Genomic DNA, 21,451 nt, shown 5'->3' on the forward strand with positions numbered 1-21,451 from the left:
GCGATGGAGGTGCGCAACGGCGACATCGAGACGCGGCAGAACTTCGGCGACTTCAAGCTGCACGTCGAGTTCTGGCTGCCGCTGTACCCGCCGGACGTGACCGGCCAGGCGCGCGCCAACAGCGGCGTGTACCTGCAGGGCCGGTACGAGATCCAGGTGCTGGACTCCTTCGGCGACACCACACTGGCCAACGACGAGGCGGGCGCCATCTATGCGAAGAAGGCCCCGGACAGCAACGCAGCGACCGCACCGCAAACGTGGCAGACCTACGAAATCACGTTCCGGGCCGCCCGCTTCAACGGCGCCACCAAGACCGACAACGCCCGCGTGACGGTGGTGTGGAACGGCGTGACCGTGCAGAACAACGTCGCCATCGACGGGCCGACCACGCTCGGCCAACCCGAGGGATCCGCGGCCGGCCCGATCCGGCTGCAGGACCACGGCAACCCGGTCCGCTACCGCAACATCTGGATCGAACCGACGAACTGATCGACCGCCGGCGGGCGGGCGCCGTCCAACATACCGAGCGCCCGCCGCCGGGGGCCGTCGCCGACGACAATGTCGACCAGCCTTGTGCTCGCCGCGCCGACGCGTTCGGCAACTTCGAGCAGCGGGCCAGTTATTCTTTGAGTGCCGGGCAGTAGACCCCCGCGTCGGCGATCGCCTTGTCCAACGCGGCCTCGAACTCCGGGTCTTCGAGGGACTCGGCCGTCATCATCTTCGCGACCGTCGCGACGAACTGCTCCAGCGCCGCCTTCGCCTTCGGGTCGGCCGCCTTGGCGATCTCCGGGTTGACCGCCTTCGTGATGCGATCGACGATCGCCTGGCCCTTCGACCTCGCCTTGTCGAGGGCGGCCTGGTCGCCGTCGAGGCTCGCCGTCAACATCTCGGCGAGCGCGTTCAGGAACTCCATCTTCTCGGCCTCGTAGGCGGCCACGACCGCCTTGCACACCGCCTCGGTGTCGGCCTTCAGGTCGACCGTCGGGCTGGGCGCCGCTGAGCTGGCTGCGGGCGCCGCGCCCTGGCTGGCGTCGCCGGAGTCCTGGGCGCACCCGGTGGCCAGCCCCAACGTGGTGGAAACGGCCAGCGCCAGGAGGATCCGCCGCAACTGCATGTCATGCTCCCCGTCTCGTGGATCAAGCGAGGAGAGCATAGAGGCGACGAACGGCCGGACACGAACCGATTCAACGGCGCTCTGTTCCGTATCGAGGTGTTCGCGTAGCTGTGGCGCAAGATCGAGACGCGATCGTAATCGATGCCGCGGCGGGGCACGTCGTCCGGCAGCCGCCCGTGCAACCCGGCCCGGCCGCTCGATCGAGGCATCGACGGTTTCCGGGATGGGTCAGGCCACGGCCATTCCGCCGTTGACCGGCGCGGTGGTGCCGGTGATGAACTCGCTGTCGTCACCGGCGTAGAAGGCGACGGCCCGGGCGACGTCATCGGGAGAGGCGAACCGGCCAAGCGCCGTCTGGGCCGTCAGGCGCTGCTTGTGTTCCTGATCGTGCTCAAGGGCGACGTTGTGCAGGTGACCGCCCACCGGTCCTGGGGCCACCACGTTGACGGTGATCCCACGCGGCCCCAGTTCCTGGGCGACAAAGCGGGTGAACGAGCTCAGGGCCGCCTTCGAGGTCCCAAGCGCGATCATGCCCTCCAGCGGCAGCGCGCTCTCCATGGTGCCCAGGTAGACGATCCGGCCGTAGCCGCGCTTGGTCATGCCGGGGACAACGGCCTTCGTCACCACGGAGGCGGCTCGGATCTCCTGTTCCACCTTGCCGCTCAGTTCGTCGACCGACATCTCCTCGAACGACTTGATCGCGTACGGCATCAAGGCGCTGTGGACCAGAACCTCCACCTCGCCCATGGCGGCCCGGGCCTGCTCGAGCATGCCGACTACGGCGGACCGGTCGCGCACGTCGGCTTGCGCGGCCATCGCCTGGCCGCCGGCGGACCTGATCGAGGCGACCAGGTCGTCCGCCTTGTCGCGGCTGCTGCGGTAGTTGGCCACAATCCGCATACCCCGCGATGCCAGCAACCGGGCCACGGCCGCGCCGATCGCCCCGCTCGCGCCGGTGATCAGTGCGACCTTCCCGTCCTGCTGGACATTCGTCACGCTGCGCTCCTAGGGGTTTCGGAAGTTCTGGACGTGCCCTCGGATGGCCGGTCACGACGATGAGCAGCTCGGGCGGAGCGCTCGGCGCCGTGATGCCCGGCAACCGTCTTGGTAAACCTGGTTCGGTGTGGCGGCCCTGCACGGCGGGGCCGCGCGTCCGTGACCTGAGCCGGAGCTTCTTGATCGTGCTCTTATGGCGGTGAACCCCCGCAGGTCATCCGCGTTGCCGCGCTCGGCGTCGGTGGTGGTCCGCAGAGCGCCAGCGCGCGGCCGGGTCGCGCATTCCGGCCACGAGCACGCCGGTCGCGCCAACCAGAATGCCCGACCAGCGCAGGTGAGCCTGGGTCCACTGGACCCCGGGGCCGACCAGCATCGGCGCCTGTGGGATCGACGAGGCCACCAGGAGCAAAGCCAGGAGCGCGGGCGTGGTGACGATGCCGGGGTGCTCGAATCCGTGGCGGCGACCCCAGGCGGCCAGGGCCCAGATGACGAAGAGGGCGGCGGCCAGCTCGACCGTGAGCCCGAGGCCGAGGGCCCACCGATCGCCGCCCGGCGCCGAGGGGAGGAACCAGGCGAGCACAGCCGACCACAGCGGAACGACAACGGCTGCGGCGCAGCCGATCCGCAGCCAGAGCCGGCGGGCCAGACTGTACGGGCTGGCCTGCAGCGTGACCGCCGCGCCGTCGTCGAGCACGTAACCGCTCCCCAGCGCCAACAGCAGGCCCAGCACGCGCAGGTCGCCGACGACGTCGTGCGGGTCGCCGCGGCGTACCGCGAGGAACGCCGCGACGGCGACGGCGCCGGTCGCGAACGGTGCCAGGCGCAGGCTGCGCACCAGGTGGCCGCTGCGGACGAGTTCCCACGTCACGGACGGTGTCATGGCAGTTGGAGCCAGCCGAGGGCGAGGGTGGCGGCCACGACCGGCGCACCGACGAGGACCAGCCGTGTCCACTGTGTGCGGTCGCGGTAGACGGCGGCGACGGTGGCGCAGGCGCAGAGCCCGGCCAGGTAGGCGACGTGCAGCCACGGTTCGCCTGGCACCGGTGACCGACCCTCGAAGGTGGTCTCGGTCGTCCACCACATCCACCAGACGCCGGCGTCGAACCGCCTGAACACGACGACCCCGCCCAGGGTCGCGGCGACGAAGGTGATGAGCGCGCCGCCCGCGAAGGGCAGCCAGCGGGCGGCGAGGACGCCGAGCAGCCCGGCGCCGGCGAGGACGAACGGAAGCTGGGCGAGCTCGCCGGCGGTCAGCAGGTCCTCGGTCGGGATGTCGCTGACGCTGTCGATGAGCGCCATGGCACCCGCTCCGACGGCGCCGGCGCCGGCCAGCGGGAGCGCGACACCCAGGCTCATCGCCCAGGTCCGACGCGTGTCCGTGGTCGGCGTGACATGCAACATCTCCTCCGCCCGGCTGCGGCGGGCGCTGCTGGCGGCCAGGTTCGCCGCGAAGAGGACGAAGAGGGGCGAGAAGAACGCGATGGCGGTGAAGACGGTGCCGTACCAGTAGCCGGCGGTCCGGCCGTCGCTGGCCGTCTCGACGCTGGTGGTGACGACGACGACGGCGGGTATCAGCCACAGCACGGGATGCCGGGCGAGGCGAAGGGTCTCCCGTCCGATCAGCGGCGCCAGGCGGCGGAAGGCGGCCGGACGCGGGCCGGCGGTGACGGAGTCCAGGGCGCTCATGAGTGGGTGACCTCCAGCTCGGGTTCGCCCATGAACAGCAGGTACGCGTCTTCCAACGTGGGCGGGATCAGCTCGGCGCCGGCGGGCGGGTCGCCGACGTTGCGGTAGGTGCCGTCACCGGTCCGCCAAGCCGCGAGCGCGGCGGGCGACCGCTGCGTGTCTGTCCACACGCGACCCGCGGCCCGCGCCGTCAGCTCGGTGGGGGTACCGGCGAATCGGGCCCGGCCCCGGTGGATCAGGGCGATCCTGGTGCACAGCGCGGTGACGTCCTCGGTCTGGTGGCTGGACATGACCACCGTACGCCCCTCGCCGGCCTGCGAGATCATCTCCCGGAACCGCAGCCGCTGCTCGGGATCGAGGCCGACCGTCGGCTCGTCGAGGACGAGCAGGTCGGGATCGCCCAGCAGGGCCTGGGCCAACCCGACCCGCCGGCGCATTCCGCCGGAGAGGGCCCGGATCCGCTTGGCGCTGACGGGTGCCAGCCCGGTCAGCGCGATGACCCGACGGACTTCGTCATGCCGGGCCCGCCGGTCGGTCAGCTCCTTCAGAATCGCCACGTAGTCGATGAACTCGAAGACCGTGAACCCCCGATGGAACCCAGCGTCCTGGGGCAGGTAGCCCAGGCGTTCGCGGATCCGTGTACGGTCGTCGGAGCGCGACGGGTCGCGGCCCAGCAGGGTCACCGTGCCCCGGTCCGGCGCCAGCACGGTGGCGATCATCCGCAGCAGCGTGGTCTTTCCCGCCCCGTTCGGTCCGAGCAGCCCGGTCACCCCCGCGCCGGCTTCGAGGTCGACGCTGTCCAGCGCCCGCGTACGACCGAAGGACTTGGTCACGCCCTGCACGCGTACGGTGGTCATGCGCTTCTCCCCAGCTTGATCGTGATGGTGTTCCGGGTGGCGGCGAGCCAGGTGCCGCCGCCGACGGCCACGGCGAGCCAGAAGACCTGGGCGCCGACGCCGAAGGCGAGGTCGAGGTGACCGGCGATGGTGGCCGGGGCGGTCACCAGCACCCACGCCGTGGCCACGACGCCGACGGCGACGACGGGCGTCATGCGGGCGGTCAGCGCCAGCGCGGCGCAGGTGAGCCCGGCGGTGGGCAGGAGCCAGGCGGCGGCCAGCCACTTGGAGCCGGGGAGCGCGAGCCCGGCCACGGCCACGATCGGCACCGTGATCGCCAGGACCGCGGCCGTGCGGATCAGCAGCAGCCGCAGCCCCGAGTACGGCGCGGCGAGCCCGATCTCCCGGGTCGGGTCGAGGCCGCCCGCGAAGGCCACGGCGACACCCGCCAGCGGCCCGAGTGGGGCGACCACGAGAAACATCCGCAGGAAGCGCTCGTCGACCTGAGCCGTCCACGCCGCGAGCGCGAGGACACCCGCGACCGCCAGCAGCCACGGCCCCCGCAGGGTCGGCGTCGCGGCCACGAGGCGCGCCGTCGCCTCGCCGACGCCGAGCCGGGCCAGCATCCGCTCGGGCCCGCTCCGCCGGGGCGTGTCGACCCGGTCGACCACCTCGTGCCAGATCGACGCCACCCGCCGGGCATCCACGTGGGACGAGATCGCGCCCCGGCAGGCCGCGCACTTCATCAGGTGCGCCTCGGCAGACGCGGCCAGGTCCGGCGGCGCGGCTCCCTGCGCGTACCGGCGGATCGCCTCCGGATCCAGGTGCCATCCGGTCATCCCGGCCTCCCTGTCATGTCAGCCTCTCCCGCAACTCGGCGCGGGCGCGCATCATCCGTGTCTTGACCGTGCCGGGCGGGATGCCGAGCAGCCGGGCGGCCTCCCGCGTCGTCAGCCCGTCCAGGACGGTCGCCTGCACCACGGCCCGGAGCTCCGGTGACAGGCTGGCCAGTGCCGTACCCACGTCGCCGTACTGGACCGCGAGCAGTACGTGCTCCTCGGCCGACGTCTCGACGCCGGCGAACTCCGTTAGCTCATCGGCCGGCGGCCGGCTGCGCCGCAGCGCGTCGACGAGCCGGCGGATGCCGATTCCCCAGATCCACGCGGCCACCTCGCCCCGGCGGTCCCACCGCCCGGCCGACCGCCAGACCGCCACGAAGGTGTCCTGCGCAACCTCATCGACGAGCTCCGGCGACGAGCACCGCCGCCCGAGGCGCACCAGGACCCACGGCAGGTGCCGCCGATACAGCTCGGCGAACGCCTCCCGGTCGCCGTCGGCGATCGCCGCGAGGAGCTGGGGATCCTCCCGCGGATCCGGCGGTCGCGTCACCTACGAGGCCGGACGATCGAGGTAGCTTCCATCCACGCCTTGTTTGTCGCACAGCGCGGGTCGAACGGTTCACGGGGCCGGCTCGAACCGCCACGACCGGATTCGAGGAAGCGCTCTGACCACAAACATTCACGGTATTGGACAACGCTGCCCGGCCTCCCGGTCGGGCGGCGTAGGTGATTGCAGGCTGTGCGGGGTCATCGCGGCCGACTTGCCCATCCCCCTACCCTTGGCGGGATGATCAGCACCGAGGAGTCCCTGCCGCGGGCGTCGCCTGCCGCGGCCCCCCGGCGGCGCCGGTGGCTGACCGTGCTGGTGTGGACGCTCATCGCGCCGTTCGCGGCGTGGGCGGCGGCGCGGGTGTTCGGCCTGGAGAGCGGCTACCCGACCATCCAGCTCATCGCCTTCACCCCCTATGTCGCGGTGCTCTCGTTGGTGCCGCTGGCCCTCGCGGTGCTGACGAAACGGATCTGGCCGGCGGTCGCGGCGGCGGTGGTGGCGGTCGCGTTCGCCGCGTGCCTCCTGCCGCGCTGGATCGCCGACACCGACGCCGGGGTTGCGGCAGGGCCGAGGCTGCGGGTGATGACCGTCAACATGCTCTACGGCCAGGCCGACCCCGACCAGATCGTGCGCCTCGTCCGCGACGGCGCCGTCGACCTGCTCGCCGTCCAGGAGTACACCGAGGAAGGGCACACCGCACTGCGCGCGGCCGGGCTGGAGGAGACACTGCCCGACTCGGTCACCTATCCACGGGCCGACGCGGGCGGCTCGGCTGTCTACAGCCGCTTCCCGCTCGCGGACAAGGGATACCGGCAGCTCCCCGGCGGCTTCATGCAGGCGCACGCCAGAGTGCAGGTGCCGGGCGCCCCGGAGGTGTACGTCGAGTCGGCGCACCCCTGCGCCCCGATGGGCCGCGTGTCGGACGCCTGTTGGCTGGCCGATCTCGCGGCACAGCCGGCGGCAACCCCGAGCGGGCCCGTCAACCTGCTCATGGGCGACTTCAACTCGACCCTCGACCACAAGGCGTTCCGCCGGGTGCTGACGAAGGGGTACCACGACGCGGCCGACGTCGCCGGTGCCGGGCTCTCGACGTCGTGGCCGTACGACAACCGGTGGTACTTCCCGAGCGTGACGCTCGACCACATCCTCGCCGATGAGCGCGTCGGGGTGCGGAAGGTCGTGCTCCATCGCGTCGCGGGGAGCGACCACAGAGCCGTGTTCGCCGAACTGGTGCTCCCGAAGGCCGGCGGCTGACCCGTAGCGAGGGCGAGGTGCAGGCGTCGGCGTTCGCGCGGGTACACCGGGATGGAGTCCCGGCCACAGCGAAACAGCGTCCGAACCTTGTCCGGACGCTGTTTCGACTTACCTACCGGCAAGGCGCAACGGCCTTACACCTCCGAGCGCACGACCTGGTAACCGGCGAGTGGGTCGGCGCAGACGGCGTACAGGCTGATGGTGCGGGAGACGCTGTCGCCGTTGCGCAGGGCGGTCAGCCACGAGGACTGGCTGCCGACCGTGCCGGGCGCAGACTCCTGGATGCGGGTCTTGAAGTCGGCACTGCCCGAGCCGACGACCGCCGCACCTCCGCTGAGCACCACCGAGCCCACCGGACACCGCGCGGTGTCGCGGACGAACCCGCCCGCGGCCAGGGTGACATCCTTGTGAACGACCTGATAGCCGGTCGGGGTGCTGGCGCAGACGACGAACAGTCTGATCGTATGGGAGACGGTGTCGTTGTTGCGCAGTGCGGTCAGCCACAGGGACTGGCTGCCGGTCGTGCCCGGCGAGGACTCCTGGACAATGCGATCGACGGAGGCCGGTTGGTTGGAGCTGTAGGGAGTGTCGGCCGCGCCACCGCCGAGCGCGACCGTTCCCACCGGGCACGTTGCGATGTCACGCAGAAACCCACCTGCGGCCACGGTGACGTTCTTGGAGACGACCTGGTAGCCGGCGACGCTGTCGACGCAGACGCTGAACAGGCCGATCTGGTGGGAGACACCGTCGGTGTTGCGGATAGTGGTCGCCCACAAGCCAGCCATCGTGTTCGTGGTGGAGTCGAGGTGCGCCCGCACCTCGGACCCCTCGATGCGAGTACCGAAGTCGCCGCTGCCCTCACCGATCACCGAGGCACCACCGCCAGTCACTCGCTGGCCCGCCGCGCACAGGCGCCCGCCGTTGATGATCCCGCCCGAGGTCATGGCCTGGGCCGGGGCCGCGGGCAGGAGCGCGACGAGGGCGGCCACGCTCGCGAGTGCGAGCGCGATCTGGCCGGCCCTGCGGGGTGAGCATGTGAATCGTCCGCCCCTGGGGAGGGGCGACGTCACGGGCGAATCAGATTCGCCACCCGACTCGTTCGGCGACACGCCTGAGGACATCGTGTGTTCGTGAAGCGCGGAGCGCATTCCCTCTGACACTGGCTCTCTCTCTGTTGGTGGCCGTCATGGCCAGTCGGCGCCGCTGACCGTTGGAGTGGCCGATGCGGCGGTACGCCAGCCCTGCCTCCCAACGTCATCAGCCGACCGCTGTGCCGCGGCGCACAACGTAGCCACTGGAGTTGCCCGGCTCACGAGAAAGTCAACCTTCGGTCACTCACTGCGCGCCGCCCGCCCGCAACCCAACAAAGATGTGACCCGAAGCGTTGGATGCGCAGCAGGCCGAGCCCGGTGTCTGGCAGGCCCGCTTCGGTGATGCGCTGCGCGGTTCCGGGGGCGGCAGGTGACGAGCAGGCACGCCGTGCACGGCGCCCCGGGCGACGAGCGGGCCGAGGACGGCGGTCGCCCCCTCCCCCATCGCGGTGACCGCGAGGCCGGTCGGGGCGGGCCGCCGCGGCGGCGGGCTCAGAACTCGGTCGCCATCGGGCGGCCGGCCAGGAACGCGATCATCTGCAGGACCAGGAAGTTCCAGTTCTGGAAGTTCCGCGTCATGATCGGTTCGCCGTTGTCCGGGTGGTAGAACTCGTGCAGGCAGCCGGTGGTCTCCAGATCGTGGCCGAACAGCCGGACCGTCTTCTCGGCCAGGTCGCGGGCGTCCTCCGTGAAGCCGTACTTCACCAGCCCCCGGAACACCATGTAGTTGCTGATGCCCCAGACCGGGCCCAGCCAGTTCGACGGGTTGTTGGACGCGCGCAGGTCGTACATCTTTTCGAGCCGCGACAGCGACCGGATGCCGTAGTTCGCGGCGAACGTGCGGGGGTCGCGGATCCGCTCGACCATCCGCTCCGCCTGTTCCTGGGACGCGAACCCGGCCCACATCGGCAGGAAGCTCGACCAGCTGTCGATCCGCAGCAGCAGCGACGACCAGGCCCGCGGCGCTCCGCTGTGGAGCCAGTCGGCCGGGTCGACGGGCCGCAGCGCGAGGTCGGCGCTGTAGAAGGTGCCGTCGCGCTCGTCCCAGCAGTGAAGGTTGATCGCATCCGCGAGGTCCTGGGCGCGGCGCCGCCACCGCACCGACTCCTTCGCCTCGCCGAGCCGCTCCAGCAGCTCGCCGTAGGCCAGCAGCTCGCGGTACATGAGGCTGTTGAGGTAGATGGCGGCGGTGCTCTTCGCCGGCCGGTAGTACACCGACGGGTCGTTGTCGACACCGACCGCGAAGTCGGTCTGCCAGTACAGCAGGCCGGTATCGGCGTGGAGGTGGCGGATGAGGTACCCGGTGAGGAACGCCTCGAGCTTGCCGAGGTGCGGGCGCAGCCACTCGGCGTCCCCGCGCCGGCCGGCGAGGAGGGCGGCGTGCTGTACCAACACCGGCTTGTGGGTGTTCTGCCGGCGGGCGTACTCCTCGTCGCTGCCGAAGTCGCCGTGCCGGAGGCTGCCCTCGGGGTTGAGCTGGATCGGCACGAAGCCGTCGGTGCTGTGGTCGAGGAAGTTGAGGATGCTGCCCTCCTCGTGCTGCGCGTAGCGGCCGGGCTGCCCGGTCTCGACCTCGACCTGGGCGAGCACGACGCTCACCCACCAGGAGTCCCAGTCCCACAGGTGGCCGCTGTAGTACGGCGAGTCCGGGCTGCTCGGGACGAGGAAGGGATGCCGGAGGATGCCCACCGGCTCACGCGTCATCTCGCCGCTCTTCGCGAGGATGTGCGCGCTCAGCAGTTCCGCGTAGCGGTCGATCATCGTGTTCCTCTTCCCTTGCTGCTGTGTGACCGCTCGCGGGGCGCTTCGTGCGGTGGCCTCATCGGGCCGCTTGGCGCGCGTCCGTCGTGGCGGTCCGGATTCGGTAGAGGCTTGTCGAAGCGGTGATGTACAGCGTCCGGCCGTCATCGCCGCCGAAGCACAGGTTCGCCACCTTCTCGGGCACCGGCACCGCGGCCAGCCGCTCTCCGGACGGCGTGAACACCTGCACCGAGTCGGCGCTGGAGCTCCAGATGCGGCCCTCGACGTCCACCCGCAGGCCGTCGGTCGCGCCCGGGCGTACCTCGACCAGGTCCCGGCCGCCGGAACAGCGGGTGCCGCCGACGACGTCATAGGCGCGGATGCCGCCGGGAGCGCCGGGGACCTGCAGGTAGCCGGTGTCGGCCACGTACAGGATCGATTCGTCGGGCGAGAACGCGAGACCGTTGGGGTGCACCATGTCGGTGACGACCGGCTCGATCGTGCCCGACGCCTCGTCGAAGCGGAAGACGAAGCAGCCGCCGTACTCCGGCCGGCCCGGATGGCCCTCGCGCCCGCTCTCGTGGATGCCGTACGGCGGGTCGGTGAACCAGATCGCGCCGTCGCTCGCCACCACGACGTCGTTGGGCGAGTTGAACCGCCCGCCGGCCCAGCGGTCGACGAGCGTCTGCGGGCCGCCCGCCGACTCCCGCTCGACCGCCCGCCGGCCGTGGCTGCACTGTACGACGCGGCCCTGGAGGTCGAGGGTCCGCCCGTTGGGGAATCCGGCCTCGGCCCGGAAGACGCTCGTGGCGCCGGTCGCCTCGTCGTACTCGAGGATGCGGTTCGCGGGAAGGTCGCTCCAGCGCAGCCGGCGCAGCGACGGCAGCCAGACGGGACCTTCGCTCCACGTGGCCCCGGTGCACAGGCGCTCGAGGACCGCATCGGGCGGGAAAAGGTCCGTCACGCTCGTGACCGTACAGGCCGTTGATACGTTTTAAAAGCCACCCGGGCCGGGATTTTGACACGTTTCATTCGGGCCGGGCGGCGGCGTCAGCCGGCCGCGGACTCCGCGGTGCTCGCATCGGCCAGCAGCCGCCGGCCCGCGGTGACCATGTGGACCGCCATCGCCGACGCGGCTGCGTCGCCGTTGCCGGCCACGATCGCGTCGTGCACCGCGACATGCTCGGCGATGGCGAGATCGATCTGCTCGGGCTCGTGCACCGCCCGGTCCACCCACACGCGCAGCAACGAGCGGATGATCCGAAGCAGGTCCACCAGGGTCGCGTTGCCGGTCGCGTCGGCCAGCTCCTGGTGGAAGCGCTGGTCCGCCTCGACGAAGGCCGGAATGTCCGCCCGCGACGAACGCATCCGGTCCAGATGGGCACCGAGCCGGGCGACGCTCTGCGGGCTCATCCGCTCCGCGGCCAGCCGGGCCGCGTAGATCTCGAGCGCCCCGCGCAACTCGACCAGGTCCTCGGTGCTGCGCTGCCCGATCAGCATGCCCCAGCTGAGGCTCTGCGGCAGCAGCTCACTGGTGCTGCCGCGCAGGAACGTGCCGGCCCCCGCGCGCACCTCGACGATGCCGAGGATCTCGAGGGCGGCGAGGGCCTCGCGGACCGCCGACCGGCCCACGCCCAGCGTCGCCGCGAGCTGCCGTTCGGGCGGCAGGCGGGTGCCGGGCTCCAGGCTGCCGCCGGTGAACAGGTCGAGCAGGCTCGTCGCCACCGCGGACACCGCGCTCCCCGACGGCAGCGTGCCGAGTGCGGCACCGATCTCCGCCGAGCGGTCATCGCGGTACGCAGGCATCCCCTCACGATAGCGGAGCGCGGAACGACAGTGATCAGGCCTTTCCAAAACCGGTCAACCGGTTGCTATGATTTGCCCACCCCTGCTTGAGGAGGGTCCGTGACCCTGCTGTTCAACGATCCGGCCGACTTCGCCGACGAGATGACCGACGGCTTCGCCGCGGCCTACACCCGGTTCGTCCACCGCGTCCCCGGCGGCGTGGTCCGCCGCGAAGGCACCGCCACCGGTGAGGTGGCACTCGTCGTCGGCGGCGGCTCCGGGCACTACCCGGCGTTCGCGGGCCTCGTCGGCTCCGGCCTGGCCCACGGTGCCGCCATGGGCGACCTGTTCGCCTCGCCGTCCGCCGCCCGCGTGCGTTCGGTCGCACAGGCCGCCGACGGCGGCGCCGGCGTCCTGTTCTGCTACGGGAACTACGCGGGCGACGTCCTGAACTTCACCGAGGCCCAGGAGCGGCTGCGGGCCGACGGGGTCGACGTCCGGACCGTGCTCGTCACCGACGACGTCTCCAGCGCGCCGGCCGGATCACCCGAGCGCCGCCGCGGCATCGCCGGCGATCTGGCCGTGTTCAAACTGGCCGGCGCGGCGGCGGCCCGGGGCGACTCGCTCGACGACGTGGAGCGGCTCGCCCGGCGGGCCAACGACCGCACCCGCACGCTCGGGGTCGCGTTCTCCGGCTGCACGCTGCCCGGCGCATCCGCGCCGCTGTTCCGGGTCCCCGCGGGCCGGATGGCGGTCGGCATGGGCATCCACGGCGAGCCCGGGATCTCCGACGACAGCCTGCCGACCGCCGACGAGCTGGCCGCCCTGTTCGTGGACCGCCTCCTCCAGGAACTGCCCGACGACGTCGCCGCACCGGCGGGCGGGCGGGTGGCCGTGATCCTCAACGGTCTCGGCTCGGTGAAATACGAAGAGCTTTTCGTGGTGTACCGCGAAATCGCCCGCCGCCTCGCCGCAGCCGGAGTGACGGCCGTCGACCCCGATGTCGGCGAGTTCTGCACGAGCTTCGACATGGCCGGTGCCTCGCTCACGCTGACCTGGCTCGACGACGAACTCGAGGAGCTCTGGCGGGCCCCCGCGGACACGCCCGCCTACCGCAAGGCCCCGCAGGCGCTGACCCGGCGGGAACACCCGCCGGCCGGTGCGGCGGCGGCCGAGCCGTCCGCCGCCACGCCCGGGCCGGGGTCCGAGGCGTCGCGCGCGGCCGCCTCGACCGCCTGCGCGGTGCTCGATGCCGTCGCCGCGGCGCTGGACGGCGCGGCCGACGAACTGGGCCGCCTCGACGCCGTCGCCGGCGACGGCGACCACGGCATCGGCATGCGCCGGGGGTCGCTGGCCGCGGCCGCGGCGGCCCGCGCCGGCCACGATCGGGACCTGGGTTGTGGGGCGGTCCTGGTCGTGGCCGGCGACGCCTGGGCGGACAAGGGCGGTGGAACCTCGGGAGCGCTCTGGGGTACCGCACTGCGCGCCGCCGGCCACCGCCTGGGCGACGGGGACGCGCCGACGCCGGGCGCAATGGCCGCGGCGGTCGCCGACGCACTTGCCGCCGTGCGGCAACAAGGCGGCGCGGCTCCGGGCGACAAGACGCTCGTCGACGCCTTCGCGCCGTTCGCGCAAGAGCTGTCCCGCGGGGTCGGCGGCGGCTCGCTCGCGGCGGCCTGGCGCGCGGCGGCCCGGACGGCCACCGCCGCGGCCGACGCCACCGCGGACCTGCTGCCCCGGCTCGGCCGCGCCCGGCCGCACGCCGAGCGCAGCCTCGGCACCCCCGACCCGGGCGCGCGGTCCTTCGCCATCGCCATGACGGCCGCCGCCGATCGCCTGACCCAACTCGAGGAGACATCGTGACCGATCGCCTGCGGATCGTCGTCGGCGGCGACGACGCCGGGTACCGCTACAAGGAGCTGCTCAAAGCCGACCTCGAGGCGAGCGACCTCGTCGCCTCCGTCGTTGACGTCGGGGTGGGGGTCGACGGCCACACGCCGTACCCGCGCGTCGCCATCGAGGCCGCCGAGATGATCGCCCGCGGCGAGGCCGACCGGGCCCTGCTGGTCTGCGGTACCGGGCTCGGCGTGGCGATCTCGGCCAACAAGGTGCCCGGGATCCGGGCCGTGACGGCGCACGACAGCTTCTCCGTTGAGCGGTCCGTGCTGAGCAACGACGCCCAGGTGCTGTGCCTGGGCCAGCGGGTCATCGGCATCGAGCTGGCCCGGCGGCTCGTCCGCGAGTGGCTCGGGTACCGCTTCGACCCCACCAGCGCGAGCTTCGACAAGCTCGCCGAGCTGGGCCGGTACGAGCTGAAGGAAGCCTCTTGATCGTCGGGGTGAGCCTGAAGATGTACTTCGGGCTGGGCGCCGCCCACGACTGGTGCCGGGCCGTGGCCGCGCTGGCGGCGGACCGGCCGGAGCTCGAGGACGGGCGCACGGTGCTGTTCGTCGCGCCCAGTCACCTGGCCATCCCGGGCGCCGCCGCGGCGTTCGCGGGCACGCCGATCCGGTTGGCCGCCCAGGACGTGGCGGCCGGCGAGCCGGGGCCGTACACGGGCGAGGTCAGCGCGGCCGAGCTCGCCGAGGCCGGCGTCGCCGTGGTCGAGATCGGGCACGCCGAACGGCGCCGGCTGTACGGCGAGACCGACGAGACGGTGGCCGCCAAGGTCGCGGTCGCCGCCCGGCACGGCCTCACCGCGCTGATCTGCGTCGGCGCGCGGCCGGACGAGGACGCGGCGGCCGTCGCCGAGGCCCAGCTCCGCGCGGCCGTGGCACAGGCGCCCGCCGGACCGGTGTGGGTGGCCTACGAGCCGCTCGCGTCCATCAGCGCCGCGCGGCCCGCGCCGGCCGGCGAGATCACGCCGGTGACCCGGCACCTGCGCCAGGTGCTCGCCGAGGTGGCCCCGGGCGGGGCCGTGCTCTACGGCGGCAGCGCCGGCCCGGGCCTGCTCGGCGAGCTGGGCGACGGCGTGGACGGCCTGTTCCTCGGCCGCTTCGCGCACGATCCCGCGAACCTGGCGAAGGTCCTGGACGAGGCATTGGAGGGACGGGCGTGATCGGGCTCGGCACGTACGCGTTCTTCTGGCAGCTGTCCGACCGGATGCCGCGGCCGCTCACGCTCGCCCAGGCCCTGGAGCGCACGGCGGCCCAGGGCGTCGGCATGTTCCAGATCTGCGACTACCCGAAAATCCTCACGTTCGGGCGGGGCGAGCTGCGCGACCTGCGCCGCCGCGCGGACGACCTCGGCCTGCGGCTCGAGCTCGGCACCCGCGGCACGACGACTGACCACCTGACCGCGTTCCTGCGCCTCGCCGACGTCCTCGAGGCCGCGGTCGTGCGCACGATGCTCAACCCGGTGGGCGACGACGCGCCGCTGGAGGAGTCCGAGGGGCGGCTGCGGGCCGTGCTGCCGGACTACGACCGGGCCGGGGTGACGATCGCGCTGGAGACGTACGAGCGGGTATCCGTGCGGAATCTGCGCAGACTCGTCGAGGCGGTCGGCTCGGACCGGCTCGGCATCTGCCTGGACCCGGGCAACGGGGTCGCCGCGCTCGACCTGCCCCGCGACACCGTCGAGCGGTGCGCGCCGTACGTCAAGGACGTCCACGTCAAGGACTTCGCGTTCACCCGCAGCGAGGGCTGGGTCGGGTTCCAGTACACCGGCACCCCGCTTGGCACCGGGCTGCTGGACTACGCGCACCTCGAGCGCGCGGTGCGGCCCGAGCCCAACGGTATCGCCCAGATCGTCGAGCACTGGCTGCCCTGGCAGGGCGACCCCGCGGCGACCGCGGCCGAGGAGCAGCGGTGGACGTCCGTCGCACTCGAATACCTCCGCGACTATCAGAAGGAGCACGACCATGACTGACACCGAGCCGTTGAAGATCGCGGTGATCGGGGCCGGCGGGAAGATGGGGATGCGGGTCTCCAACAACCTCGTCAAGACCGCCCACCAGGTGTGGTACAGCGAAAACTCGCCCGCCGGGCGGGACCGCGTGACGGCGGCCGGGCGCACCCTCACCGACTCCCCCGCCGCCGTCGCCGATGCCGACGTCGTGATCCTGGCCGTGCCCGACCTGGCGCTGGAGTCGGTGTCGGCCGAGTTGGTTGCGCTGATGAAGCCGGGCAGCGTCGTGCTCACGCTCGACCCGGCGGCCGCCTACGCCGGCCTGCTCACCCGCCGCGACGAGGTCGTCCAGGCGGTCACGCACCCGTGCCACCCGTCGGTCTTCGTGGAGCGCCACACGCCCGAGGAGTACGCGGACACGTTCGGCGGCATCGCGGCCCTCCAGGACGCGATCGCCGCGGTCGAGTCGGACGACCAGGCCGTGAAGGACCGGGTGGAGACCGTGGTGCGGGCCATCTTCGCCCCGGTCGGCGACGTGCACTGGGTGACGGTCAAGCAGCTCGCCCAGCTGGAGCCGACCCTGGTCGAGACCATCGCCTGCATGGTCGGCTCGCTGCTGAAGGAGGCGCTGGACGAGACCGTGAAGCTCGGCGTGCCGGAGCCGGCGGCCCGGGCGATCCTGCTCGGGCACACCCAGGTCGCGCTGGCGAACACGCTGAAGGGCGACAACCCGTTCAGCGACGCCTGCCTCATCGCGATGGACTACGGCCGCGAGTCGATCCTGCGCGACGACTGGAAGAAGGTCTTCCGCGACGACGAGCTCGACCACGTGCTGGCCCGCATGCTGCACCTGAAGGAGATCGCCCGATAGGCGAGCGCCGAGCGGCCCGGATCAGGCGGGAACCGGGCCGCTCGTGCTGGCGCGGATGACGAGCTCGGGCGTGAAGACCTCGTGGTGTACCGCACCCGACTCGATGTTCTTCAGCAGCAGGTCCACCGCCATCGAGCCGAAGTCCTCGTGCGGAGTGCGGATGGAGGAGAGCGGGACGATCGACGACTCGGCATATTCGATGTCGTCGTAGCCGATGACGGCGACGTCGTCGGGGATCCGCAGGCCGGCCATGACGAACGCGTGCATGATGCCGATGGCGAGCAGGTCGTTGACCGCGAACACGGCGTCGGGCCGCTGCGCCGGGTCGCGGGCCACGATGCGGTGCCCGACGGCCCGCCCGGCCCGGATCGTGCGCTCGGCGATGTCGACCACCTCGAGAGTGGCCGTCCCGGCCTCCCGCACCGCGAGGCTCGCCCCCTGCAGCCGCCCGGCGACCTGCTGGATCGACAGCGGCCCGCCGACGAAGGCCAGGCGCCGGCGCCCGAGCGACAGCAGGTGCTCCCCCGCGAGCCGCCCGCCGACGACCTCGTCCACCGAGACCGACGGCTGCTGCTCGGAGACGGCGCGGCCGCCGATCAGCACGTTGGGCGTGCCGCGCCGGCGCACCTCCGCCAGCCGGTCCTCCAGCCGCTCGAACGACGCGACCAGCATGCCGCGCACCCGGTAGCGCTCGAACAGCCCGATGTACTGGTCCTCCCGCTCGCGGTTGCCGTGCGCGTTGACGACGAACACCGCCAGCCCGTGCTCCGCCGCCCGCGCCTCCACGCCCTCGACGAGGGTGAAGAAGAACGGGTTGCTGAAGTCGGGCGCGATGTAGGCGATGGCGTTGCTCTCGCCGAGGCGCAGCTGGCGGCCGACGATGTTGGGGACGAACCCAAGCTCCTGGATGGCGAGGCGGATACGCTCGGCCTTCTCCTCCGACACCCGCTCCGGATGGTTGAGGTAGTGCGACACCGTGCCCAGCGCGACACCCGCGTGCTGCGCCACCTCGCGAATGCCGACCTTGTTCACCGCGCCGTTGCCTCGTTCACTCACTGTCGGAATACTCCACAACGTCTCACGCGGAACTGGGCTCGCGCGGCACCAGCCGGTAGCGCGGGCGCACCCCGGCGAGGACGCGCTCGACGTCGTCCACCATGTATTCGAAGAACCTCGGCTCCGCGGCGTCCGTCACGCCGGCGATGTGCGGGCTCAGGAACACATTAGGCATTGTGCGCAGCGGCGAGTCGGTCGGCAAGGGCTCGGGCTCGACGACATCGAGGCAGGCGATGATGTCGCCCCGGCGCAGCCGGTCCACCAGCGCCTCAGTATCCACCACGGCACCGCGCGAGACATTGACGAACACCGCCCCGGGGCGCAGCCGGGCGATCTGCTCCGGCCCGATCAGGCCTGCCGTCGCCTGCGTCAGCGGCACGAGGCAGATGACGACGTCGGAGCGCTTGAGCACGTTGTCCAGGCTCGTCAGGTCGATGTCGTAGGCGTTGGCGAGCACGTCCGGGGCGCCCGGGTCGTGGGCGAGCACCCGCACGTGGAACGGCCGGAGCAGCTCCAGCAGCCGGCGGCCGATGTTGCCGAGGGCGATGAGGCCGACCGTCTTGCCGGTGAGCTCGCCGCGCAGGTAGCCGGGGTCATCGAGGAACACGGTCCGGTCGGGCCAGAGCAGCTCCCCCGCGATCAGCCGGCGGAACAGCGCGCCGGCATTGCGCAGGCCGATCATCGCCAGCGCGAGGGCCCACTCTGCGACCGGATCCGACGAGCCGTTGGTCGTGTCGCACACCACGATCCCGCGGCGGTGCGCGGCCGCCACGTCCACCCGGAACCCGAAGCGGTCGCCGTGGGTATCGCCGATCATGCGCAGCCGCGGCGCCGCGGCCATGACCGCGTCGGTGATCCGCGGGCAGCCGTAGCTCACGACGAGCGCGTCGAGGTCGGCGGCGAACTCGGCGACCCGCGCGGTGAGCGCCGGGTCCTCCGCCGGCGGCCCGAACACCCGGTCGGGGCCGTCGAGATCGAGCCAGACGACGTCGGCGAAGCGCTCCATCCGCTCGACGTCCTCGGGGAAGAAGTACCGGCGGCGGCCCGCCCCGGTCACGACGATCCCGACCCGTGGCTTCGGCGCGCTCATTGCAGGTGTCCCCGTTCGCGTAGCAGTGTCTCCAGCGTGCCGCCCTGGATCCGGGCGACGTCGTCCGCACTCAGGAAGTCGGCGTGGTCCCGCAGCACCTGCAGCGCCTGCCGGTAGCTGTGGTGCGGCAGCAGCGACGGCCAGTCGGACGACCACACCATCCGGCCCACACCCCAGTTCTCGGCGAACGCCTTGACGATGGGGAGCCGGTCGAGATACGGGTAGTCCCACGGCCGCTCGTGCCCGTAGTAGTACCCGGAGACTTTCACGAGCAGATTCGGTACGTCCTCGCGGTCGAGGACGAGCCGGAGGCCCGCGTCGATCCCGTTCGGATGCAGCATGACGACCGCGAGATGGTTGACCATGATCGGCAGGCCGGGGAACCGGCGGGCGACGTCGCGCAGGTCGTCGTACCAGTTCGGCGGGGCCGCGAGGGTCACCAGCAGTCGCGCGTCCTGCGCGACCCGGAAGAACTCCCGCCCCTCGTCCGACAGCAACCAGCCGTCGTTGTCCGGTGCGAGGTAGTGGGACACGCCGACCGGCTGATACTTCTCGATGGTCGCGCGGAGGCGGTCGGCCGCGCCCGGCCGGTGGTAGTCCGGCCCGAACCGGCTGTCGATGTCGGCGACCTGGAGCAACCGTCCCCTGTGGACGGCCGCGACCTCGGCACCGTAGTCGTTGTTGTCCTCGGCGTGCTCGATGCGCGCGTTCACCAGGAGCGCGGCGCCGACCCCGGCCCGGTCCATCTCCAGCAGCAGGTTCTCCGCCCGGCCGCGGGACTCGGAGTCGGGCACGTCGGGCCGGTAGGGCCAGCGCGGCCAGACGTGGGTGTGCGCGTCGACGATCACCCCTTCACCGACCCGGCCGTCAGGCCCCGCATGACCTGCTGGTTGAGGATGAGGTACACGGCGAGGGTGCCGAACACCGTGATGCTGATGGCGGCGAACAGGGGGCCGTAGTCGACGGAGCCGTACTCGTCGCTGAAGTGCAGCAGGCCGACCTGGATCGTCGACAGCTTCGAGTCCACGTTGAACGTCAGCGCAATGAGCAGGTCGTTCCAGACCGAGAAGAACTGCAGGAGCCCGATCGTGAACAGGCCGTTGCGGATCAGCGGCAGCCCGATGGAGAAGAACGCGCGGAACGGCCCGCCGCCCTCGATCGCCAGCGCCTCGAAGAGTTCCCGGGGCACGGCCCGGAAATAGGTGGCCATCATGAATACGGTCAGCGGGAGCCCGTGGCCGACGTACGTGATGATCAGCGGCAGGTAGCTGTCGGAGATGTTGAGGTTGAAGTAGATGGTGAACAGCGGCAGCAGCACCATCTGCAGCGGCACCATCATGCCGCCGACGATGAGGAAGAGCACGGCGTTGCGGCCCTTCCAGACCATCACCTCGAGGGCGAAGCCGGCCGCGGCGCCCAGCAGGAGGATGAGGATCAGGGACGGCACCGTAACGATGAGGCTGTTGAGGGCGTAGTGCCCGAGGCTGCCGGTCGTCCAGGCGTCGACGTAGTTGTGCCATTGCAGCCCGCCCGGCAGGGACCACAGGGGCTCGTCGACGATCTCGCTCTTGGTCTTGAACGAGTTGGTCAGGATCCAGAACATCGGGTAGATCTCCGCGATGATGATCACCGCGATGAGCAGCTTCACAAGGAGGCCGCCGGTGAGCCGGCCGGCGAGCGTGCCGGACTGCCGGCGCGGAGCCCCCGTCCGCGGACGCGGAGCCGTTTCGACGTTGATCGCGGTCACGGTTCAGTCCTTCGTGAGGTCGCGCCGGGAGGAGCGGAAGACGAACAGGGTCACGGTGAGGCACACCAGGGTGATGACGAGCGCGAGCGTGCTGCCGTAGCCGAAGTCACCGAAGCTGAAGGCCGTCTTGAACATGAGCAGGTTCAGTGGCGTCGTCTGGTAGCCGGGGCCGCCGTTGTTGAGTGCGACGATCGAGTCGAAGACCTTGAGCGACGCGTTGAGGCTGAAGATGACGGTCGCCAGCAGCACCGGCATCGACAGCGGCAGCACGATGTGCCGCACGAGCCGCCAGGTGCCGGCGCCGTCCAGGCGGGCCGACTCCATGATCTCTTCCGGGATCTCGATCAGCCCCGCGTAGAGCAGGACGGCGAAGAAGCCCATGGTGCGCCACAGGTCCATGATCACGATAACGATGAAGGCCTTGTTGCCGTCGGCGAACCAGTCGGTGCCGCCGAGCCCGACGAGGCCGAGGATCGCGTTGACCGGCCCCTCCTGCGGCGAGGAGGCGAACATGCGGTTGAACAGCAGGGCGACGGCGACGGTCGGCACCACCACCGGGAAGAACACCAGCGTGCGCACGAACGTCGAGGCCTTGCGCAGGACGAAGACGTACAGCAGCGCCAGGGCGTAGCCGAGCACGATCTGGCCCACGCTGATGACGATCGCGTACTTGAGCGTGAACCACAGCGCGTGCCCCGCCTGGGGATCGCTGAACAGCCGGTCGATGTTCTTCATGCCGGTGAACTCGAACCCGCGGACCGGGTTGCCGTGCATGAAGGCCAGGAAGAGGGACCAGACCGCCGGGACGACCATGACTCCCAGATAGATCAGAAGCGCGGGAAGCAGGAAGGTCGCGATGGCCTTCTTGTTCCCGAAGACGTGCTTCACGGGAGGTCCTCTCCGTTGAGGGCGGGGTGGCGGCGCCCGGCTCGGACGCCGCCACCCCAGGG

At 71.5% G+C, this 21,451-nt stretch carries 23 protein-coding genes; 7 read left to right on the forward strand and 16 right to left on the reverse strand.

What is annotated here, in order from left to right:
- Positions 1-489, forward strand: a 489-nt coding sequence (locus IEZ31_RS21480) for a 3-keto-disaccharide hydrolase (RefSeq protein ID WP_190251712.1), incomplete at its 5' end; no start/stop codon positions are given.
- A gap of 130 nt (positions 490-619) precedes the next feature.
- Here the strand turns inward: IEZ31_RS21480 and IEZ31_RS21485 are convergent.
- From IEZ31_RS21485 to IEZ31_RS21515, 7 genes are all read right to left on the reverse strand, one after another.
- Positions 620-1,114: a hypothetical protein gene (locus IEZ31_RS21485; protein WP_190251713.1), complete on the reverse strand. Its 495-nt coding sequence runs from the start codon at positions 1,112-1,114 to the stop codon at positions 620-622.
- Between the two features lie 228 nt (positions 1,115-1,342).
- A complete protein-coding gene (locus IEZ31_RS21490; RefSeq protein WP_229835703.1) occupies positions 1,343-2,110 on the reverse strand; it encodes an SDR family oxidoreductase in 768 nt (255 codons plus the stop codon).
- Between the two features lie 214 nt (positions 2,111-2,324).
- The gene (locus tag IEZ31_RS21495) at positions 2,325-2,978 is read right to left on the reverse strand and encodes a hypothetical protein (protein ID WP_190251714.1); all 654 of its coding nucleotides are present in this window, start codon (positions 2,976-2,978) and stop codon (positions 2,325-2,327) included.
- Between the two features lie 8 nt (positions 2,979-2,986).
- Positions 2,987-3,796 (reverse strand): hypothetical protein, encoded by an 810-nt coding sequence (locus IEZ31_RS21500; RefSeq protein ID WP_190251715.1) that lies wholly within the window; start codon positions 3,794-3,796, stop codon positions 2,987-2,989.
- Positions 3,793-4,653 (reverse strand): ABC transporter ATP-binding protein, encoded by an 861-nt coding sequence (locus IEZ31_RS21505; RefSeq protein ID WP_190251716.1) that lies wholly within the window; start codon positions 4,651-4,653, stop codon positions 3,793-3,795. The genes IEZ31_RS21500 and IEZ31_RS21505 overlap by 4 nt, the downstream gene beginning before the upstream one ends.
- A complete protein-coding gene (locus IEZ31_RS21510) occupies positions 4,650-5,471 on the reverse strand; it encodes a zf-HC2 domain-containing protein (protein WP_190251717.1) in 822 nt (273 codons plus the stop codon). The genes IEZ31_RS21505 and IEZ31_RS21510 overlap by 4 nt, the downstream gene beginning before the upstream one ends.
- 13 nt (positions 5,472-5,484) lie before the next feature.
- Positions 5,485-6,021: an RNA polymerase sigma factor gene (locus tag IEZ31_RS21515; protein ID WP_190251718.1), complete on the reverse strand. Its 537-nt coding sequence runs from the start codon at positions 6,019-6,021 to the stop codon at positions 5,485-5,487.
- A gap of 237 nt (positions 6,022-6,258) precedes the next feature.
- Here IEZ31_RS21515 and IEZ31_RS21520 point away from each other — a divergent pair, with 237 nt between their 5' ends.
- Positions 6,259-7,275 carry an endonuclease/exonuclease/phosphatase family protein gene (locus tag IEZ31_RS21520; RefSeq protein WP_190251719.1) on the forward strand — a complete coding sequence of 339 codons (1,017 nt, stop codon included), beginning with the start codon at positions 6,259-6,261 and terminating at the stop codon, positions 7,273-7,275.
- 134 nt (positions 7,276-7,409) lie between these two features.
- Here IEZ31_RS21520 and IEZ31_RS21525 read toward each other — a convergent pair whose 3' ends face one another.
- From IEZ31_RS21525 to IEZ31_RS21540, 4 genes are all read right to left on the reverse strand, one after another.
- Entirely contained in the window at positions 7,410-8,264 is an 855-nt protein-coding gene (locus IEZ31_RS21525) for a hypothetical protein (protein WP_190251720.1), read from the reverse strand.
- A 594-nt stretch (positions 8,265-8,858) separates the two neighbouring features.
- Positions 8,859-10,127, reverse strand: a complete 1,269-nt coding sequence (locus IEZ31_RS21530) for an MGH1-like glycoside hydrolase domain-containing protein (RefSeq protein WP_190251721.1) — start codon at positions 10,125-10,127, stop codon at positions 8,859-8,861.
- 58 nt (positions 10,128-10,185) lie between these two features.
- A complete protein-coding gene (locus IEZ31_RS21535) occupies positions 10,186-11,070 on the reverse strand; it encodes an SMP-30/gluconolactonase/LRE family protein (RefSeq protein WP_190251722.1) in 885 nt (294 codons plus the stop codon).
- Positions 11,071-11,156: 86 nt separating this feature from the next.
- Positions 11,157-11,912 carry a FadR/GntR family transcriptional regulator gene (locus tag IEZ31_RS21540; protein WP_190251723.1) on the reverse strand — a complete coding sequence of 252 codons (756 nt, stop codon included), beginning with the start codon at positions 11,910-11,912 and terminating at the stop codon, positions 11,157-11,159.
- A 99-nt stretch (positions 11,913-12,011) separates the two neighbouring features.
- Between IEZ31_RS21540 and IEZ31_RS21545 the strand changes: the two genes are divergently transcribed.
- From IEZ31_RS21545 to IEZ31_RS21565, 5 genes are read left to right on the forward strand one after another with little or no spacing between them, the layout of a single operon-like run.
- Positions 12,012-13,754 (forward strand): dihydroxyacetone kinase family protein, encoded by a 1,743-nt coding sequence (locus tag IEZ31_RS21545; protein ID WP_190251724.1) that lies wholly within the window; start codon positions 12,012-12,014, stop codon positions 13,752-13,754.
- On the forward strand, positions 13,751-14,221 hold the full coding sequence (locus tag IEZ31_RS21550; protein WP_190251725.1) for a ribose-5-phosphate isomerase: 471 nt from the start codon (positions 13,751-13,753) through the stop codon (positions 14,219-14,221). Before IEZ31_RS21545 ends, IEZ31_RS21550 begins: the two co-directional genes overlap by 4 nt.
- Entirely contained in the window at positions 14,218-14,949 is a 732-nt protein-coding gene (locus tag IEZ31_RS21555; RefSeq protein ID WP_190251726.1) for a triose-phosphate isomerase, read from the forward strand. Before IEZ31_RS21550 ends, IEZ31_RS21555 begins: the two co-directional genes overlap by 4 nt.
- Positions 14,946-15,758, forward strand: coding sequence for a sugar phosphate isomerase/epimerase family protein (locus IEZ31_RS21560; protein ID WP_190251727.1), 813 nt, complete (start codon positions 14,946-14,948; stop codon positions 15,756-15,758). The genes IEZ31_RS21555 and IEZ31_RS21560 overlap by 4 nt, the downstream gene beginning before the upstream one ends.
- Positions 15,751-16,608, forward strand: a complete 858-nt coding sequence (locus tag IEZ31_RS21565; RefSeq protein ID WP_190251728.1) for a phosphogluconate dehydrogenase C-terminal domain-containing protein — start codon at positions 15,751-15,753, stop codon at positions 16,606-16,608. The genes IEZ31_RS21560 and IEZ31_RS21565 overlap by 8 nt, the downstream gene beginning before the upstream one ends.
- Before the next feature lie 21 nt (positions 16,609-16,629).
- Here the strand turns inward: IEZ31_RS21565 and IEZ31_RS21570 are convergent, their stop codons facing one another.
- From IEZ31_RS21570 to IEZ31_RS21590, 5 genes are read right to left on the reverse strand one after another with little or no spacing between them, the layout of a single operon-like run.
- Positions 16,630-17,664, reverse strand: a complete 1,035-nt coding sequence (locus IEZ31_RS21570; protein WP_229835705.1) for a LacI family DNA-binding transcriptional regulator — start codon at positions 17,662-17,664, stop codon at positions 16,630-16,632.
- A 22-nt stretch (positions 17,665-17,686) separates the two neighbouring features.
- Positions 17,687-18,754, reverse strand: coding sequence for a hydroxyacid dehydrogenase (locus IEZ31_RS21575; protein ID WP_190251729.1), 1,068 nt, complete (start codon positions 18,752-18,754; stop codon positions 17,687-17,689).
- Positions 18,751-19,602 (reverse strand): amidohydrolase family protein, encoded by an 852-nt coding sequence (locus tag IEZ31_RS21580; RefSeq protein ID WP_190251730.1) that lies wholly within the window; start codon positions 19,600-19,602, stop codon positions 18,751-18,753. The genes IEZ31_RS21575 and IEZ31_RS21580 overlap by 4 nt, the downstream gene beginning before the upstream one ends.
- Entirely contained in the window at positions 19,599-20,501 is a 903-nt protein-coding gene (locus IEZ31_RS21585; protein ID WP_190251731.1) for a carbohydrate ABC transporter permease, read from the reverse strand. The genes IEZ31_RS21580 and IEZ31_RS21585 overlap by 4 nt, the downstream gene beginning before the upstream one ends.
- Positions 20,502-20,504: 3 nt before the next feature.
- The gene (locus IEZ31_RS21590; RefSeq protein WP_190251732.1) at positions 20,505-21,389 is read right to left on the reverse strand and encodes a carbohydrate ABC transporter permease; all 885 of its coding nucleotides are present in this window, start codon (positions 21,387-21,389) and stop codon (positions 20,505-20,507) included.
- Positions 21,390-21,451 lie beyond the last annotated feature (62 nt).

Source organism: Dactylosporangium sucinum, from assembly GCF_014647515.1.
In the GTDB taxonomy this organism is placed as follows: domain Bacteria; phylum Actinomycetota; class Actinomycetes; order Mycobacteriales; family Micromonosporaceae; genus Dactylosporangium; species Dactylosporangium sucinum.

Coding starts and splice junctions, on each gene's coding strand:
- IEZ31_RS21485 (WP_190251713.1), bottom strand. CDS start 1,114: ATGCAGTTGCGGCGGATCCTCCTGGCGCTGGCCGTTTCCACCACGTTG.
- IEZ31_RS21500 (WP_190251715.1), bottom strand. CDS start 3,796: ATGAGCGCCCTGGACTCCGTCACCGCCGGCCCGCGTCCGGCCGCCTTC.
- IEZ31_RS21505 (WP_190251716.1), bottom strand. CDS start 4,653: ATGACCACCGTACGCGTGCAGGGCGTGACCAAGTCCTTCGGTCGTACG.
- IEZ31_RS21510 (WP_190251717.1), bottom strand. CDS start 5,471: ATGACCGGATGGCACCTGGATCCGGAGGCGATCCGCCGGTACGCGCAG.
- IEZ31_RS21520 (WP_190251719.1), top strand. CDS start 6,259: ATGATCAGCACCGAGGAGTCCCTGCCGCGGGCGTCGCCTGCCGCGGCC.
- IEZ31_RS21530 (WP_190251721.1), bottom strand. CDS start 10,127: ATGATCGACCGCTACGCGGAACTGCTGAGCGCGCACATCCTCGCGAAG.
- IEZ31_RS21540 (WP_190251723.1), bottom strand. CDS start 11,912: ATGCCTGCGTACCGCGATGACCGCTCGGCGGAGATCGGTGCCGCACTC.
- IEZ31_RS21565 (WP_190251728.1), top strand. CDS start 15,751: ATGACTGACACCGAGCCGTTGAAGATCGCGGTGATCGGGGCCGGCGGG.
- IEZ31_RS21575 (WP_190251729.1), bottom strand. CDS start 18,754: ATGAGCGCGCCGAAGCCACGGGTCGGGATCGTCGTGACCGGGGCGGGC.